Source organism: Ectopseudomonas khazarica (genome assembly GCF_004521985.1).
GTDB classification, from domain to species: domain Bacteria; phylum Pseudomonadota; class Gammaproteobacteria; order Pseudomonadales; family Pseudomonadaceae; genus Aquipseudomonas; species Aquipseudomonas khazarica.
The window spans coordinates 42,120-57,731 of record NZ_SBHZ01000001.1 but is presented as its reverse complement, the minus strand read 5'-3'; the positions used below and the strand labels follow the sequence as shown (position 1 = coordinate 57,731).

Sequence of the window (15,612 nt, the reverse complement as noted above, 5' to 3'; positions counted from 1 at the left end):
GGTCAGCCGACGGTACGCAGGCGGCTGCTCGCCTTGTGGCGCGAGCAGCAGTTGGATTCGCCCAGCACGAAGCGGCTCGGCGTGTCGATGCGGTCGATGGGAATGGCGCAACGCTCGCCACTGGGCAGGCTCGCCTCGCAGGAGGGTTGCTGATAGTGCCCCAGCCAATGGCGATACTGCTCCTCGGACACGAAGCACTTGGCGGCAGCGTAGGCCATGGGGTTGTCCTGGTAGCGGGCGACATCCTGCAGGGGAATGGTCAGGTGGCCGGCGCCGGGATGGTAGACCACGAACACCACGCCGAGCTTGGCCAGGCGCTCCAGCACCTGATCGCCGCCCTGGCTGGCGAACTCGTTGCGCTCTCGCTTGAGGCGCTCGATCTCCGCCTGCAACTGGGCATCCAGCTCGTTGCGATAGGCCAGTTCCACGTCACGAATGGCGATCTGCTCCTTGGCCTCGGCCACGGCCGCAGCCACCTTCGCCCGCATCTCGCCTTCGAACTGGGCACGCAGGATATCGCCCTCGGTGCGCCCGTGACGCTCCAGCGCCCGCAGTTGCTGGGTCATCTCCTCACGGCTGCTCTGGAAGCTTTCCGCCTGCGCCGCCAGTTGCGCCTTGAGGTTGGCATTGAGTTCCTGCTGCTGGCGCACCGCCTGATGCAGCCCATGGATCTGCGCCTGCAGATTGTTGCTCTGTTCCTCGCTGGCCAACTTGAACTTGGCCAGCTCCTCTTCGTGCTGCTGGGTCAGGCTGGTGATACGCAGGCGCTGCTGCTGGATCAGTTGCGCAGTCTTGGCACGGTGTTCCTGATCCATTTTCTGCGCCAGCTGCTCGGACACTTCCTTGGCAGGGTCGGGCGCATACCACTTGTCTTCGGAGGCCACCTGCAAGCGCTCGGCGACCACCGCCTGAGCGCTGTCGTCCTCGACCAGCAACCCGAGCTGATTGCGCTTGACCGCATCGCGCAGCGTCACCAGATCGTTCTGCGTCGGCGCCAGATTGGGGTCCCACAGGTGCATCTGGTGCCAGGACACCGGGCACTGGCTGCGGCAGGCGAGACGAATCGGCCCGGCGCCCAGATCGGGACCACGCCCAGCGCGTTCGGCCAGGTGCTGCAGCGGAATGTTCCAGCCCTTGTCAGGACGGCCATCATCATCGAAGTCGAGAAAGAAGAACACCGCAGCCCTGACCAGCAGGCGCGGGTTGATCACCACGAACACGGCGCGCATCTGTTCGTCGGCGAACTCGGGCATGTTGACCACGCCGTCGAGCAACGCCTCGAATTCAGGGAACATCATCTGTTTGCAGATACCGCGTTCACTGAAGAACATCACGGCTTCCACCATCTGCGGCTTGTTCTGCATGCTCATTGAGGGCCCTCTGAACCAACGGGATACGCGCGCACGATCAAATGCCGAAGCCTCGCGTGCTCCGGTACAGATATCATCCCTGACAGTTCAGACAAGTCTAGGGGAAAAGCCAACCCCAGCAATGTGACTGGGTTGGCACTCACTCTGCCAACAACGCCGGAGGAAGCACCGGCGGCGCGAAAATGTGACGGGATTGCACTGCAGGCGGCGACCGCCGCACGCACATCGGCCAGTCAGGCCAGCGCCTTCGATCGACGGATGGCTGCCGGTGCCGAGCCGCTTCTATCCTGAGGCGGCGTTCTCAGGATAGAAGCGGCGCCCTGGTCCGGTCGAGGGCCGGGCGCCGTTCAGCGCCTGTCAGCGCTTGGCTGCCGCGAGAAAAGGCGCCAGGCGTTGCGCCATTTCCGCGCCGAGGGCCTGCAGCCCGCTCATCGGACGAATCATCACCTCGAACTCGACGATCTGCCCCGACTCGTCGAAACGAATCATGTCGATACCCTTCAGATCACGCTCGCCGACCCGCGCAGAGAACTCCAGCACGACGCTGAGGCCGTCTGCGGTGGCCAGTTCACGGTGGTAGGTGAAGTCTTCGAAGACCTTGAGCACGGTGTTGAGAATCAGGTTGACCGCCTGCGCGCCCGGATAGGGGGTATGCGCCATGGGCGAACGAAACACGGCCTGCGGGTGCAGCAGTTCGGGCAAGGCACTCAGGTCCTTGGCGGCGACGAACTGGTGCCAGCGTTCGAGGCTGGCGGCGGCAGCAGGGTGCAGTTGGGCGGCGAGAGACATCGGCTTCTCCTTGTTGTTTTCAAGCCGGATAGCAAACGCCCCGCTGGAAGCGGGGCGCTGTTTCGATCAGAGTTCGGCCGCCAGGCGCGAGCCCTGGTTGATGGCCCGCTTGGCATCCAGCTCGGCGGCGACGTCCGCGCCACCGACCAGGTGCACGCGCTGACCGGCATGCTGCAGACCATCCTGCAGCTCACGCAGCGGGTCCTGACCGGCGCAGACGATGACGGTGTCGACCGGCAGCACCTGTTCCTCGCCTGCGGCGATGCGGATATGCAGACCGGCATCGTCGATGCGCACGTACTCGACGCTGTTGAGCATCTGCACGTTCTTGTTCTTCAGGCCGGTGCGGTGAATCCAGCCGGTGGTCTTGCCCAGGCCATCGCCGACCTTGGACTTCTTGCGCTGCAACAGGAACACCTGACGCGCAGCCGGGTGTGGATGCGCCTCGATGCCCGCCACGCCACCACGCGCCTCGAGCGCGGTGTCGATGCCCCACTCCTTCCAGAACGCTTCGCGGTCGAGGCTGGTGGCCGTGCCCTGGTGCGTGATGAACTCGGAAACATCGAAACCGATACCGCCGGCGCCGATCACCGCGACCTTCTGGCCGACCGGCTTGCGCTCGAGGATCGCGTCCAGGTAGCCGATCACCTTGGGGTGATCGATGCCCGGAATCTCCGGGGTGCGCGGCGCGATGCCGGTGGCCAGGATGATGTCGTCGAAGCCGCCGGCGACCAGGTCATCCACCGATACGCGGGTATTCAGGCGCACGTCGACACCCGTGGTTTCCAGCTTGCGCTTGAAGTAACGCAGGGTCTCGAAGAACTCTTCCTTGCCCGGCACGCGCTTGGCCACGTTGAACTGACCGCCGATCTCGCCGGCCGCGTCGAACAGGGTCACCGCGTGACCGCGCTCGGCAGCGACGGTGGAAGCCGCCAACCCGGCAGGGCCGGCGCCCACCACGGCGATCTTCTTCACCGTGGTCGTGGGGATGTAGTTCAGCTCGGTCTCGTGGCAGGCACGCGGGTTGACCAGGCAGCTGGTCAGCTTGCCGCCGAAGGTGTGATCCAGGCAGGCCTGGTTGCAGCCGATGCAGGTGTTGATCTCGTCCGCACGGCCTTCGGCGGCCTTGTTGACGAAATCCGGGTCGGCCAGGAACGGGCGCGCCATCGACACCATGTCGGCATCGCCCTCGGCCAGCACCTGCTCGGCCACTTCCGGGGTGTTGATGCGGTTGGTGGTGATCAGCGGGATCGACACCTCGCCCTTGAGCTTGGCGGTGACCTTGGTGAAGGCCGCGCGCGGCACCTTGGTGGCGATGGTCGGGATGCGCGCCTCGTGCCAGCCGATACCGGTGTTGATGAGGGTGGCGCCAGCCTGCTCGATGGCCTTGGCCAGCAGGACGATCTCGTCCCAGGTGCTGCCCCCTTCGACCAGGTCGAGCATCGACAGGCGATAGATGATGATGAAGTCGCTGCCCACCGCCTCGCGTACACGGCGGACGATCTCCACCGGCAGACGCATGCGGTTCTCGAAGCTGCCGCCCCAGCGATCAGTGCGATGGTTGGTGTGGGCGACCAGGAACTGGTTGATGAAGTAGCCTTCCGAGCCCATCACCTCGACACCGTCGTAGCCCGCCTGCTGCGCCAGCGCGGCACAATTGACGAAATCGGCGATTTGCTTCTCGATCCCCTCCTCGTCCAGCTCGCGCGGCTTGAACGGGTTGATCGGCGCCTGGATGGCGCTCGGCGCCACGGACTTCGGGCTGTAGGCGTAGCGCCCGGCATGCAGGATCTGCATGCAGATCTTGCCACCGGCTTCGTGCACGGCCTGGGTCACGACCTTGTGCTTGTCGGCCTCTTCCGGCGTGCTCAGCTTGGCTGCGCCCGCATAGACGCCACCCTCCTCGTTCGGGCCGATGCCGCCGGTGACCATCAGGCCGACACCGCCACGGGCGCGCTCGGCGAAGTAGGCCGCCATGCGCTCGAAACCGCCCGGCTTCTCCTCCAGGCCAGTGTGCATGGAGCCCATCAGGGTACGGTTCTTCAAGGTGGTGAAGCCGAGATCGAGCGGGGCCAGCAGGTTCGGGTAACGAGCAGTCATGGAAATCTCCACATCGCGGTGCAGTTCACGGGTTGCCGCGGTCTCATGGGCACGCGGTCGGTTATGGAGCCAGACGATAAAGAGGCGGCCAGACATGCTCAATGATCAAAACTGACAAGATAATGATCAAAACTTGCAATTAGCCTTGGCAGCCCGGCGCGATCGACCTAACCTGCAACACAACTCAGTCGAAAGAACCTGCATGCGTCCATTGATCATCCTCGCGCTGACGCTCACGCTGCTGGCCGGCCTCGGCAGCTACGCCCGCTGGTGCCAGCAACGCCCTGTCAGCCATTACCTGTCCGACCTGCGCAGCCAGGTCGCACTCGACCTCGGCCAACCCGGCGCTCGCGGCAACCTGCTGGGCATCCAGCCGGAACTGTTCGCCGGTGACTATCAGAGCCTGTCGCGCCTGCGCCTGAAGCTGGCCGCCTACCTGGACCATGCACGCGAGCGCGGTATGCTCAATGCGCGCACGGTGGTCGTGCTGCCCGAACACATCGGCACCTGGCTGCTGGCCGTGGGCGAGAAGGACGAGCTCTATCACGCCCCCGGACAGCGCCAGGCCCTGCATTGGCTGGCGGCCAGCAACCCGCTGGACTTTCTCGGCGCCCTGTTCGCCGCCCAGGCCCCGTCGCGCGTGAGCGATGCGCTGCTGCGCACCAAGGCGCAATCGATGGCGCACGACTACCAGCAGCTGTTCGGCGACCTGGCGCGCGACTACGGCATCACCCTGGTGGCAGGCTCCATCGTCCTGCCGGAGCCACGCGTGGAACACGGCCGCCTGCAGGTCGGGCGCGGCCCGCTGTACAACGTCAGCCTGGTGTTCGACCGCGCTGGCAAGCCCCTGGGACAACCCCAGCGGCATGCCTACGATGCCGAAGCCAGCACGACGACCACGGCCACTGCCCTGCAGGTCCTGGACACCCCAGCCGGCCGACTCGGCGTGCTGCTGGGCGGCGACCTCGCCCGCCTGGCGGACGCACGGACACTGGCTGCCAGCCGGCTCGACCTGCTGGCCATGCCCAGCGACCTGCAGGCCGCCGCAGACGCCACCCTGCTGCATGAACAGCTGCTGCGCAGCGGCATCCATGCCGGCATGCAGGTCCATCTGCGCGGACGACTCTGGGAGCATCAGGGGCAACCGCCGGCACTGGCATTCCGCGCCGGGACGAGCGCCCTGGGCGCGAGCACCAGCGGTGCACAACTGGTCAACCTGTGGTTATGAAAACTTCACGCGTACGCCTCGGCGACCTGTCCGTCGGCTTCACCCAGGCCCTGGCCGAAGCCCTGCGCGAGCAGGGCCAGGCTCCCGAGCCCCTGCTCGAACAGTTCGGCCTGGATGCTGCGCGCCTGAGCGAGCCGCGCGCACGCCTGTCGATCCCTCGCTTCATGCGCCTGGGCCACAGCGCCATCGCCCTGTGCAACAACCCCGCACTGGGCTTGGACATGGGGCGCCACAGTCGCCTCGGCCAGGTCGGCCTGGCCGGCGTCTGCGCCATGCAGGCGCCCGACCTGCGCGAAGCGGCACGCACCCTGACCCGCTTCGAGCCGCTGTACGCCGCCAACTACCGCGGGCGTTCGGGCTTCAGCGAGGATGCCCGTGGTGCCTGGCTGCACTTCTATTCCATCAGTCCGTACAACACCTACAACCGCTTCGTGGTGGACTCGGTACTGGCGGGCTGGCAACAGAACCTGGGGCAAGTGGTCGGCCGCAGCATCGCCCTGGAAAAGGTCGAGATCGAATTTCCGCTGCCGGCATACGGCGAGCGCTACGAGAGTCTGTTCGGCTGCCCGGTAGAATTCGCGGCCAGCGCCAACCGCCTGCGCCTGAGCAGCGACACCCTGGCGCTGCGCAACCCGCAGCACTGCCCCGGCACCTGGCGGCACCTGCTGGAACTGTGCGAACGCGAACTGGATCAGCTGACCCGCACGCGCAGCCTGCGTGAACGGGTCATCCAGTTGCTCGGCCCCATGCTGCACGGGCACGAACCGGACCTGGAGGAAGTCGCGCGCAACCTGCAACTGCCCAGCTGGACATTGCGTCGCAAGCTGGCCGAGGAAGGCACGCAGTTTCGCGCCATCGTCAATGACACCCGCCGCGACCTGGCGACGGCCTATATCCGCGATACCGAACTGGCCTTCGGTGAAATCGCCTACCTGCTCGGTTTCGCCTCGGCCGAAGCCTTCCAGCGCGCCTTCAAGCGCTGGCTCGGACAGACGCCCGGCGACTATCGCCACGCACAGCGCCGGGCCGATAGCGAAGCTCAGAGCTCCGTGGCGTCGTCGTCCACGTCGATCACGTCCTGATCGAAGCCGTCACGCTCGAGCAGTTCTTCCTGATAGTCATCCATTGCCCGTTCTCCTGGGTCATTGCGTCTTTCGTTAGCAAGCTACGTTGTCAGCATGAAGACAAGATGACGAAACGCCGCAGGACGGCGACGCCGGAGCGCAGGCAATAAAAAACCCGTCGATCTGGCGATCGACGGGTTTCGTATATGGCGCAGCGGACGGGACTCGAACCCGCGACCCCCGGCGTGACAGGCCGGTATTCTAACCGACTGAACTACCGCTGCGTGTCGGTTGGACTTGCGTCCAGAAAACTCTGTTACATCTGATAGCGCCCTTGCGGGCCTTGCCATCTCAAACCGACCAAGGTCGATCTGGGAAATAATGGCGCAGCGGACGGGACTCGAACCCGCGACCCCCGGCGTGACAGGCCGGTATTCTAACCGACTGAACTACCGCTGCGCGTCGGCCGGACTTGCGTCCGAATTCGCTAATGGTGGGTGGTGACGGGATCGAACCGCCGACCCTCTGCTTGTAAGGCAGATGCTCTCCCGGCTGAGCTAACCACCCATGTGCCTTAGCGAGGCGCGCACTTTATGCAGGTGGCGACGCTAAGTCAACACCCTGCTTGAATTTTTTCTGAAAAAGACGCGCCGCCCGCCGCGCCTCAATCCATTTCCCCGCACAGCTCGGCGGCACGCAACAGCGCCGCCGTCAGAGCGTGGCGCTCCCAGTCGGCAAGGGCGGCAAAACGCCGGTTGAATTCCGGTGGCATCAGCGACGGTGCCTGCTGGATCAGTTCGCGGCCGGCCTCACTGATCAGCAACCACTGGCGACGGCGATCCTGATCGTCGCGCTGGCGTTGCAGCAGGCCGCGCTCCTCCAGGCGATCGAGCAGACCGGACAGCGTCGCCGCCGTCAGGCTGACCCGGCTGCTGAGCACGCTGGCGGTCAAGCGCGTCTCGCTGGCCAGTACCTGCAGGATCATCAGCTGCATGGGGGTCAGCCCACCGAAGCGGGCCAGACGCTTGGCGTGCACCTCCCCCGCCTGCTGCAAGCGCCGCAAGGCCTGGAAAAGCGGCATCTCGAATGCCATGACAGATGACAAATCTATTTCAGCAGGAACTTTTTTATCGCTCATAAGCACCAATTCATAGCCACCAAAACTTTGACATGAAAGCATTTTTTTGTTTTGGTGTAAAAGGTCCGGGAACGGACCACTCCCCAACGGAAACACCGGTAAGGAACTATGTGCGGAATAGCTGGAGAACTACGTTTTGATCGACGCCCCGCGGACCTGGCGGCAGTCGAACGCATCACCCACCACCTGGCCCCTCGCGGCCCCGACGCCCACGGCTTCCACAGCCAGGGCCCCATCGCCCTCGGCCATCGCCGCCTGAAGATCATGGATCTGGCCGAAGCCTCGGGCCAGCCGATGATCGACAGCGACCTCGGCCTGTCCATGGTGTTCAACGGCGCCATCTACAACTACCCCGAGCTGCGCGCCGAACTGGAGGCGCTGGGTTATCGCTTCTTCTCCGGCGGCGACACCGAAGTGCTGCTCAAGGGCTATCACGCCTGGGGCGAGCAACTGCTGCCCAAGCTCAACGGCATGTTCGCCTTCGCCGTCTGGGAGCGCGACACGCAGAGCCTGTTCATCGCCCGCGACCGCCTCGGCGTCAAGCCGCTGTACCTGTCGCGCACCGGTCAGCGCCTGCGCTTCGCCTCGTCGCTGCCGGCACTGCTGCAAGGCGGCGACATCGCCAAGACGCTGGATGCCGTGGCGCTCAACCACTACCTGAACTTCCATGCCGTGGTGCCGGCGCCGCGCACCATCCTGGCCGGCGTCGAGAAACTGCCGCCAGCGACCTGGATGCGCGTCGACGCGGATGGCAAGGTCGAGCAGCAGAGCTGGTGGTCGCTGCAATTCGGCCCGCGCGGCGACGAAACCGGCTACGGCCTGGAAGAATGGCGCGAGCAGACGCTGGAAACCATGCGCCAGGCGGTGGAGATCCGCCAGCGCGCCGCCGTGGATGTCGGCGTGCTGCTCTCCGGTGGCGTCGACTCGAGCATGCTGGTCGGCCTGTTGCGTGAAGCCGGTGTGGAGAACCTGCTGACCTTCTCCATCGGCTTCCAGGATGCCGGCGGCGAACGTGGTGACGAATTCCAGTACTCGGACCTGATCGCCCAGCGCTTCGCCACTCGCCATCACCAGTTGCGCATCGGCGAGCACGAGATTCTCGAACAATTGCCGCAGGCCTTCCGCGCCATGAGCGAGCCGATGGTCAGTCACGACTGCATCGCCTTCTATCTGCTCTCGCGTGAAGTGGCCAAGCACTGCAAGGTGGTGCAGAGCGGCCAGGGCGCCGACGAGCTGTTCGCCGGCTACCACTGGTACCCGCAGGTCGACGGCGCCAAGGATGCCTTCGCCGCCTACCGCGCTGCCTTCTTCGACCGCGAGCACGACGAGTACGCCGCCTGCGTGCAGCCGGCCTGGCTGACTGGCGACATGGCCGGCGAGTTCGTCCGCGAGCACTTCGCCCAACCAGGCGCAGAGGCGGCGGTGGACAAGGCCCTGCGTCTGGACAGCACGGTGATGCTGGTCGACGACCCGGTCAAGCGCGTGGACAACATGACCATGGCCTGGGGCCTGGAGGCGCGCACGCCGTTCCTCGACTACCGCGTGGCCGAACTGTCGGCGCGCATTCCGGCGCAGTTCAAGCTGCCCGACGGCGGCAAGCACGTGCTCAAGGAAGCGGCACGCAAGGTCATCCCCAGCGAGGTGATCGACCGGCCCAAGGGCTACTTCCCGGTACCGGGCCTCAAGCACCTGGAAGGCGCCACCCTCGGCTGGGTACGCGACCTGCTGCTCGACCCCAGCCAGGATCGCGGCCTGTTCAACCCGAGCATGCTCGACCAGTTGCTGACCAACCCGCAGAGCCAGTTGACGCCGCTGCGCGGCTCCAAGCTGTGGCAGCTCGCGGCGCTCAACCTGTGGCTGAGCGAACAGGGTCTGTAAAGCGGGCAGGCGCGGCGCTCGCGGCGCGCCTGCCGGATCAACGGTCGTAGCCCGGATGTCATCCGGGGTTGTCGCGACTCAACACTCGATCCGGCCCAGACCGGAGGTAGAGATTAAGGACAACTCATGCGCTCCCCTGCCTTTAACCAACGCCTGATCCGCGGCCAGACACCCTCCTACGAACGTCTGCAGGCGCGTCTGGCCGAGGACCACAGCAGCCAGCCCAGCCAGCCGCAGGCCATCCACTGCGGCTGGGGGCGACTGCTGATCGGCCACACCTACCCGGATGCCACGGCGCTGGCCGAAGCCCTGCTCAACGAACAACCCGGCGAGCGCGACATCGCCCTGTACGTCGCCGCCCCGCACCAGGTGCTGGCCCACGCCCCGCAACAGCTGTTCCTCGACCCGTCCGACACCCTGCGCCTGTGGTTCACCGACTACCGGCCGGCACGTCGCAGCTTTCGCGGTTTCCGCATCCGCCGCGCGCAGAGCGAGGCGGACTGGCAGGCGATCAACTGCCTGTACCAGACCCGCGGCATGCTGCCGATCGATGCGGACAAGCTCACTCCCTACAACGACGGCGGCCCGACCTACTGGCTGGCCGAGGACGAGGACAGCGGCTCGGTGATCGGCAGCGTCATGGGTCTCAATCACCAGCGCGCCTTCCGCGACCCGGAAAACGGCAGCAGCCTCTGGTGCCTGGCGGTCGACCCGCAGTGCAGCCGGCCGGGCGTCGGCGAAGTGCTGGTGCGCCACCTGATCGAGCACGGCATGAGCCGTGGCCTGAGCTACCTCGACCTGTCGGTGCTGCACGACAACAAGCAGGCCAAGCGGCTGTACGCCAAGCTGGGCTTCCGCGAGTTGCAGACCTTCAGCCTCAAGCGCAAGAACGGGATCAACCAGCCGCTGTTCCTCGGCCCCGGACCGCAGGCCGAACTCAATCCCTATGCACGCATCATCGTCGACGAAGCCCTGCGCCGTGGCATCGAGGTGCAGGTGGACGACGCCGAGGCCGGGCTGTTCACCCTCAGTCATGGCGGCCGGCGCATCCGCTGCCGCGAATCGCTGTGCGACCTGACCAGCGCGGTGAGCATGACCCTGTGCCAGGACAAGCGCCTGACCCACCGCGCGCTGTCGCGGGCACAGCTCAGCGTGCCCGACCAGCGCCTCGCAGGCAGCGCCGAGGACAATGCCGCGTTTCTCGCCGAACACGGCTCGGTGGTGGTCAAGCCGGTCGATGGCGAACAAGGCCAGGGCGTCGCCGTGGACCTGCGCACGCCCGGCGAGGTGCAGGAAGCGATCGAACGCGCACGGGTGTTCGACCAGCGCGTGCTGCTGGAGAGCTACCACGCCGGCCACGACCTGCGCGTGCTGGTGATCGGCTATGAAGTCGTCGCCGCCGCGATCCGCCGCCCGGCCGAAATCATCGGTGACGGCCGCCACAGCATCGGTGAGTTGATCGACGCGCAGAGCCGTCGCCGCCAGGCCGCCACCGGCGGCGAGAGCCGCATTCCCAAGGACGCCGAGACCCTGCGCACCCTGCACGGCGCCGGCCTGGACTACGACAGCGTGCTGCCCGCCGGACAGCGCCTGGCGGTGCGCAAGACCGCCAACCTGCACACCGGCGGCACGCTGGAGGACGTCACCGCGATCCTGCATCCGAAGCTGCGCGATGCCGCGATCAAGGCAGCGCGTGCGCTGGAGATCCCGGTGGTCGGCCTCGACCTGCTGGTGCCGGCCGCCGACCAGCCCGACTACGTGTTCATCGAAGCCAACGAGCGCGCCGGCCTGGCCAACCATGAACCGCAGCCGACCGCCGAGCGCTTCGTCGACCTGCTGTTCCCGCTGAGCCAGGCCACGAGCTGAACCCCACTCCCCCGGCCCACTCCCGCGAACGGGAGTGGGAAGACTCAAACGCCGAGGAGCTTGTATGCAACAACTACCCGAACCCGATCTCGACTACCTGCAGAAGGTGCTGCTGGAGATGCTCGCCATCCCCAGCCCGACCGGCTTCACCGACACCATCGTGCGCTACGTCGCCGAGCGCCTGGAAGAGCTGGAAATCCCCTTCGAACTGACCCGTCGCGGCACCATCCGCGCCACGTTGCGCGGGCGCCAGAGCGAATACGAACGCTTTGACCGCGCCGTCTCCGCACACCTGGATACCATCGGCGCCATCGTCCGCGAGATCAAGGACAACGGCCGCCTCGGCCTGGCCCCGGTGGGGTGCTGGTCGAGCCGCTTCGCCGAGGGCAGCCGAGTCAGCCTGTTCACCGACAACGGCGTGATCCGTGGCAGCGTGCTGCCGCTGATGGCGTCCGGACACGCCTTCAACACGGCGGTCGACACCCTGCCGATCAGCTGGGACCACGTCGAGCTGCGCCTGGACGCCTACTGCGCCACCCGTGCCGACTGCGACTCGCTGGGCATCTCGGTGGGTGACTTCGTCGCCTTCGACCCCCTGCCGGAGTTCTCCGAAAGCGGTCACATCAGCGCCCGTCACCTGGACGACAAGGCCGGCGTGGCCGCCCTGCTGACGTCGCTCAAGCTCATTCGCGACCACGGCCTGCAACCGCTGATCGACTGCCACCCGCTGTTCACCATCACCGAGGAAGTCGGCTCCGGCGCCGCCGCCGCCCTGCCCTGGGACGTCAGCGAATTCGTCGGTATCGACATCGCCCCGGTCGCGCCCGGTCAGCAATCCAGCGAGCATGCCGTCAGCGTGGCCATGCAGGACTCCGGCGGCCCCTACGACTACCACCTGTCCCGCCAGCTGCTGCGCCTGGCCGCCGAACAGGAGGTGGCGGTGCGCCGCGACCTGTTCCGCTACTACCACAGCGATGCCCAGTCCGCCGTCGCCGCCGGCCACGATATCCGCACGGCGCTGCTGGCCTTCGGCTGCGATGCCACCCACGGCTACGAGCGTACGCACATCGACAGCCTCAAGGCGCTCAGCAGCCTGCTCACCGCCTACATGATGAGCCCGCCTGTGTTCGCCAGCGACGCCCAGCCCGCCCAGGGTTCGCTGGAGCATTTCAGCCATCAGCTGGAGCACGATGCGCAGATGGAAAGCGGCACCCGGGTGCCGCCGGTGGACAGCCTGGTCAAGCAACATGATCGGGATGCTTGAAGGGTTTCCCACATAAGGGCAAAGTGGCACGAAGGACGACAGGGGGAGCTCAGGCTCCCCTTTTTATGGCCGCCAGCACCTTGGCCAACCTGCGGGTCGTCGCCATGCGACGTTAAAACGACTTCCGGCCATGCACATGGCCTTCTGAGGTTCACGGATGCCTCGTCTATGTCTGGCTTTGCTGCTGTTCTGGCTTGCATGTCCGAGCTGGGCCCTCACGCCCGTGCCGCTGGGCAGTGACGACCTGCGTTTTTCCCTGGGCCCCTACACCGGCTACTACGAGGACGCGGACGGCAGCCTGAGCGTCGAGCAGGTCCAGGCCCTGGACGATGGCGCCTTCCACGACCTGGACGGCGAGCATGCCAATCTCGGCAAGAATGCCTCCGTGTGGTGGTTCAAGGTGCGCCTGGTCAGCAGCCTCGATCACCCGCTCGGCGGCTACCTCGAAGTCAATTACCCGCTTCTCGATCACCTGCAGGTCTACCTGATCGATCCCCGGGGCCGGCGCCAGGCCCAGGAAAGCGGTGACCGCTTCGCCTTCTCGCAACGCCCGGTGCAGGTCCGCAACTTCTGGTTCCCCATGCAGATGGAGCCGGGGGTCAGCACGCTGCTGATCCGCGTGGAAACCAGCAGCACGGTGTTCGTGCCGCTGTTCTTCGCCACCTACGGCGCCAGCGCGGCGGCGCAGGAGAACCTGATGGGGTTCGCCGGCGCCTTCTACGGCGTGCTGTTCGCGATGTTCTGCTACAACCTGTTCCTCTACCTGTCACTGCGCGAGTCGGCCTACCTCTGGTACCTGGCCTACAACCTCAACGTCGGCCTGCTCGCCGCCTGCTTCGACGGCATGCTGTTCAAGCTGCTCCCCGAGCACGTGGCCTTCCAGTCGGTCAGCATCTACATCCTGATGTACGTGCACTGCCTCACGGCCATCCAGTTCAGCCGCCACTTCCTCCACGCGCGGCAGTACTTTCCGACACTCGACACCGGCCTGCGCCTGCTGATGCTGGTGTGCATCGGCTGCCTGCTGTCGGTGCCGCTGATCGGCTTCGCCGCCTGGAACATCCTGGCCAGCGTCACCGTCTCCGTGGTGTCGCTGATCCTGCTGCTTACCGGCATCTACATCTGGCGCCGGGGCGTGCGCTACGGCTCCTACTACACCCTGGCCTGGGCCATCCTGCTGTTCGCCTTCATCCAGGCCACCACCGGCTCGCTGGGCCTGGAGGTGTTCGGCGTGTTCGGCGCCACGGCGGTGAAGATCGGCGTCACCATCGAGCTGATCACCCTGTCCATCGGCCTGGCCGACCGCATCAACCTGCTCAAGGAAGAAGGCTTCCAGTCGCGCCGCGCCGCCGAGCAGGCGGCGTTCGAAAGCCAGGCCAAGAGCCGCTTCCTGGCCAAGATGAGCCACGAGATCCGCACGCCGCTCAATGGCGTGCTGGGCATGCTGCAACTGCTGCGCGAGACGCCGCTGGATCGCAGCCAGCGCTTCTACGTCGACACCATCTCCAGCTCCGGCAGCTCGCTGATGGCGGTGATCAACGACATCCTCGACTACGCCCGCATCGAGTCCGGCAAGCTCAGCCTGGAACAGATCGAGTTCGACCTCGAGGACATGATCTCCGACACCCTCAGCCTGTTCACCGGGCAGGCCATGGACAAGCGCCTGCGCCTCTACGTCAGCCTGGAAAACGGCGTGCCCCGGCGGATTCAGGGCGACCCGACACGCCTCAAGCAGGTGTTGATGAACCTGCTCAGCAACGCCCTGAAATTCACTGCCGAAGGCCATGTCGCGCTCAGCGTCAGCCGCCGCAGCGACAGTCACGGCGAACCGCACCTGGTGTTCGCCGTCAGCGACAGCGGTATCGGCATCAGCGAGCAGGCACTGGCGCAGCTGTTCGAGTCCTTCGCCCAGGGCGACTCCAGCACCACCCGCCGCTACGGCGGCAGCGGCCTGGGCCTGGCCATCAGCAAGGAGCTGGTGGAGATGATGGGCGGACGGATCGAGGTCCAGAGCACCCTCGGCCAAGGCACGCGCTTCGCATTCGATATACCCTTGCTGGCCGAACCGGACGTGCCCGACGAACTCAGCCGTCTGCTGGCCGGACGCACCGCCCTGCTCGCCTCGCTGGACGGCCTGGGCCTGGATGCCATGAGCCGTCTGCTCGGGCGCTGGGGCATGCGCACCGAGCGCTGCCAGACACCGGAGCGCCTGCAAGGCTATCTGGAGGATTTCGCCGCGCCGCCATTGCTGATATTGATGGCGCCCTGGCCGGGCGGGGTGAACCACTGGCTCGACTCGCTCAGGCCCATGCTGCAGACGCAGCAGCGCGTGCTGCTGGTCTGCCCGCCCGAAGCCTGCCAGCAATTACCGGCCAGTCACGGCCTGCGCCTGCAACACCTGGCCCAGCCCGTGGCGATCAACGCCCTGCGCCAGGCACTGAGCGGGCTGTATGAAGAACCCAGAGCACAGGTACATCGATTGGTGAGAGAAGTACGCAGCGACAATGGCAACGCCCCGTGCATCCTGGTGGCGGAGGACAACCCGGTGAATCAGCTGGTGGTTCAGGGCTTTCTCAAGAAACGCGGCTACAGCGTGCGCCTGGTGACCAACGGCCAGGCGGCCGTCGACGAATATGCGCGCGACCCCGCCGCCGTGCAGCTGATCCTGATGGATTGCGAGATGCCGGTGATGGACGGTTTCGAGGCCACCCGGCAGATCCGTCGCCTGGAACGCGGCCAGCAGTTGGCCGCCGTGCCCATCATCGCCCTGACCGCACACATCCTCGAAGAGCACCGCCAGCACGGCCTGGACGCCGGCATGGACGATTTCCTCGGCAAACCGCTGGACAGCGGCGTGCTCTACAGCACCCTGGAGCGCTACCTCGACCCGCAGGGCGCCTGACATCGGCAGAGGC

Annotated in this window: 10 protein-coding genes and 3 tRNA genes; 6 read left to right on the top strand and 7 right to left on the bottom strand. The window is 66.0% G+C overall.

Annotated elements, in window-relative coordinates; genetic code table 11:
• Window positions 1-2: 2 nt before the first annotated feature.
• The 3 genes from EPK82_RS00285 to EPK82_RS00275 all read right to left on the bottom strand — a co-directional run bounded on the left by EPK82_RS00285 (window position 3) and on the right by EPK82_RS00275 (window position 4,259).
• Window positions 3-1,370 carry a chromosome partitioning protein ParA gene (locus tag EPK82_RS00285; protein ID WP_080756991.1) on the bottom strand — a complete coding sequence of 456 codons (1,368 nt, stop codon included), beginning with the start codon at window positions 1,368-1,370 and terminating at the stop codon, window positions 3-5.
• A 357-nt stretch (window positions 1,371-1,727) separates the two neighbouring features.
• Window positions 1,728-2,159 carry a nuclear transport factor 2 family protein gene (locus tag EPK82_RS00280; protein ID WP_037056258.1) on the bottom strand — a complete coding sequence of 144 codons (432 nt, stop codon included), beginning with the start codon at window positions 2,157-2,159 and terminating at the stop codon, window positions 1,728-1,730.
• Window positions 2,160-2,225: 66 nt separating this feature from the next.
• A complete protein-coding gene (locus tag EPK82_RS00275) occupies window positions 2,226-4,259 on the bottom strand; it encodes an NADPH-dependent 2,4-dienoyl-CoA reductase (RefSeq protein ID WP_037056259.1) in 2,034 nt (677 codons plus the stop codon).
• A gap of 202 nt (window positions 4,260-4,461) precedes the next feature.
• Here EPK82_RS00275 and EPK82_RS00270 point away from each other — a divergent pair, with 202 nt between their 5' ends.
• Together EPK82_RS00270 and EPK82_RS00265 are read left to right on the top strand one after the other, a co-directional pair.
• Window positions 4,462-5,487: a carbon-nitrogen hydrolase family protein gene (locus tag EPK82_RS00270; protein WP_134675448.1), complete on the top strand. Its 1,026-nt coding sequence runs from the start codon at window positions 4,462-4,464 to the stop codon at window positions 5,485-5,487.
• A complete protein-coding gene (locus tag EPK82_RS00265) occupies window positions 5,484-6,569 on the top strand; it encodes an AraC family transcriptional regulator (protein WP_134675447.1) in 1,086 nt (361 codons plus the stop codon). The genes EPK82_RS00270 and EPK82_RS00265 overlap by 4 nt, the downstream gene beginning before the upstream one ends.
• 189 nt (window positions 6,570-6,758) lie before the next feature.
• Here the strand turns inward: EPK82_RS00265 and EPK82_RS00260 are convergent.
• From EPK82_RS00260 to EPK82_RS00245, 4 genes are all read right to left on the bottom strand, one after another.
• Window positions 6,759-6,835 (bottom strand) — tRNA-Asp (locus EPK82_RS00260).
• A gap of 98 nt (window positions 6,836-6,933) precedes the next feature.
• Window positions 6,934-7,010: transfer RNA gene (locus tag EPK82_RS00255), tRNA-Asp, on the bottom strand.
• A gap of 32 nt (window positions 7,011-7,042) precedes the next feature.
• A tRNA-Val gene (locus EPK82_RS00250) sits at window positions 7,043-7,118 on the bottom strand.
• A 97-nt stretch (window positions 7,119-7,215) separates the two neighbouring features.
• Window positions 7,216-7,689 (bottom strand): MarR family winged helix-turn-helix transcriptional regulator, encoded by a 474-nt coding sequence (locus tag EPK82_RS00245; protein ID WP_134675446.1) that lies wholly within the window; start codon window positions 7,687-7,689, stop codon window positions 7,216-7,218.
• Window positions 7,690-7,797: 108 nt separating this feature from the next.
• On the opposite strand from EPK82_RS00245, the gene EPK82_RS00240 reads away from it, so the two are divergent.
• From EPK82_RS00240 to EPK82_RS00225, 4 genes are all read left to right on the top strand, one after another.
• On the top strand, window positions 7,798-9,567 hold the full coding sequence (locus EPK82_RS00240) for an N-acetylglutaminylglutamine amidotransferase (RefSeq protein WP_134675445.1): 1,770 nt from the start codon (window positions 7,798-7,800) through the stop codon (window positions 9,565-9,567).
• Window positions 9,568-9,693: 126 nt separating this feature from the next.
• Window positions 9,694-11,433 (top strand): N-acetylglutaminylglutamine synthetase, encoded by a 1,740-nt coding sequence (ngg, locus tag EPK82_RS00235; protein ID WP_134675444.1) that lies wholly within the window; start codon window positions 9,694-9,696, stop codon window positions 11,431-11,433.
• A gap of 64 nt (window positions 11,434-11,497) precedes the next feature.
• A complete protein-coding gene (locus tag EPK82_RS00230; protein ID WP_037053167.1) occupies window positions 11,498-12,697 on the top strand; it encodes an osmoprotectant NAGGN system M42 family peptidase in 1,200 nt (399 codons plus the stop codon).
• Between the two features lie 157 nt (window positions 12,698-12,854).
• On the top strand, window positions 12,855-15,599 hold the full coding sequence (locus tag EPK82_RS00225; protein WP_134675443.1) for a hybrid sensor histidine kinase/response regulator: 2,745 nt from the start codon (window positions 12,855-12,857) through the stop codon (window positions 15,597-15,599).
• The last annotated feature ends 13 nt before the right edge of the window (window positions 15,600-15,612 follow it).